At 58.5% G+C, this 1421-nt stretch carries 1 protein-coding gene, 1 rRNA gene and 1 other annotated feature; both genes read left to right on the top strand.

What is annotated here, in order from left to right:
• The first annotated feature begins 126 nt into the window (after nucleotides 1-126).
• Nucleotides 127-211, top strand: a sequence feature (5S ribosomal RNA rRNA prediction is too short).
• A gap of 98 nt (nucleotides 212-309) precedes the next feature.
• A 5S ribosomal RNA gene (rrf, locus tag QO207_RS31440) occupies nucleotides 310-425 on the top strand.
• A 411-nt stretch (nucleotides 426-836) separates the two neighbouring features.
• A partial coding sequence (locus tag QO207_RS31445; RefSeq protein ID WP_301536135.1) for a substrate-binding domain-containing protein occupies nucleotides 837-1421 on the top strand: 585 nt, incomplete at its 3' end.

A 1421-nucleotide genomic window follows, 5' to 3' on the forward strand; every position in this document is an offset into this window, starting at 1 on the left:
AAACAATTTGCGTGTTGTACGGTGAAGACGTAACGAACCGAAAGTTCGTGTGAACCGCAAATTACCTGTCACATACCCGAATCTGGATGAGCGTGTGCATCTGCCACGAGCGTCCGTAAAGAATTGCTTGACGACCATAGAGCGTTGGAACCACCTGATCCCATCCCGAACTCAGTAGTGAAACGACGCATCGCCGATGGTAGTGTGGAGTTTCTCCGAACCGAAAGTTCGTGTGAACCGCAAATTACCTGTCACATACCCGAATCTGGATGAGCGTGTGCATCTGCCACGAGCGTCCGTAAAGAATTGCTTGACGACCATAGAGCGTTGGAACCACCTGATCCCATCCCGAACTCAGTAGTGAAACGACGCATCGCCGATGGTAGTGTGGAGTTTCTCCATGTGAGAGTAGGTCATCGTCAAGCTCCTATCCCAAGACCCCTGGTCAGCATCGCTGGCCGGGGGTTTTGCTTTTGCGCGCGGGAAAACTGGCCTCGCAACGAGGCTGGGCACTCACTTCAGGAGGCGTAAATCGTCGTCGTGGGGAGTGTCATGGAAGGCGTAAAGCTGCGGACGGTGATGGGTCCTGCGAGCGCGAATTAGCAGCGCCAAGGCAAGAGGTGTCCGCGTTCTACGAAGGGCGTGAGCGGCACAGCAGAGGCTCTGGAGCGCCATTTCCCGCATGCACAGCGCATCCGATTCGACTTGTTACAAACGCCTGCCGGCAGAGTGATGGCATTTCATCCAACTGTCACATTTGCGTCATAGAGTCTTCATGCGGTCTGACAATACTGGCCCCCGTTCCATCCAACCCCATTCTCCTCAAGGAGCAAGGCATGAAACTCAAGCGTTTGATGGCGGCCCTGACTTTTGTCGCCGCAGGCGTAGGCACCGCCAGTGCGGTGGCCGCGATCGATCCGGCCCTGCCGGACTACCAGAAAGCCAGCGGTGTGTCGGGTAACCTGTCGAGCGTCGGTTCCGACACTCTGGCCAACCTGATGACCATGTGGGCGGAAGAGTACAAGCGCCTGTACCCGAACGTGAACGTGCAGATCCAGGCCGCTGGTTCCTCCACTGCGCCGCCCGCTCTGACCGAAGGCACCGCCAACCTGGGCCCGATGAGCCGCAAGATGAAGGACGTCGAGCTGCAGGCCTTCGAACAGAAGTACGGCTACAAGCCGACCGCTGTTCCGGTTGCCGTGGACGCCCTGGCGATCTTCGTGCACAAGGACAACCCCATCAAGGGTCTGACCATGCAGCAGGTCGACGCCATCTTCTCCTCCACCCGCCTGTGCGGCGGCAAGTCGGAAGTGAAGACCTGGGGTGACCTGGGCCTGACCGGCGACTGGGCCAACAAGCCTGTCCAACTGTTCGGTCGTAACACTGCCGCGGGCTACGCCGGTGGCTTCACGCCGAACCCG

It is taken from the genome of Pseudomonas sp. CAN1 (genome assembly GCF_030462585.1).
Classification (GTDB): Bacteria; Pseudomonadota; Gammaproteobacteria; order Pseudomonadales; family Pseudomonadaceae; genus Pseudomonas.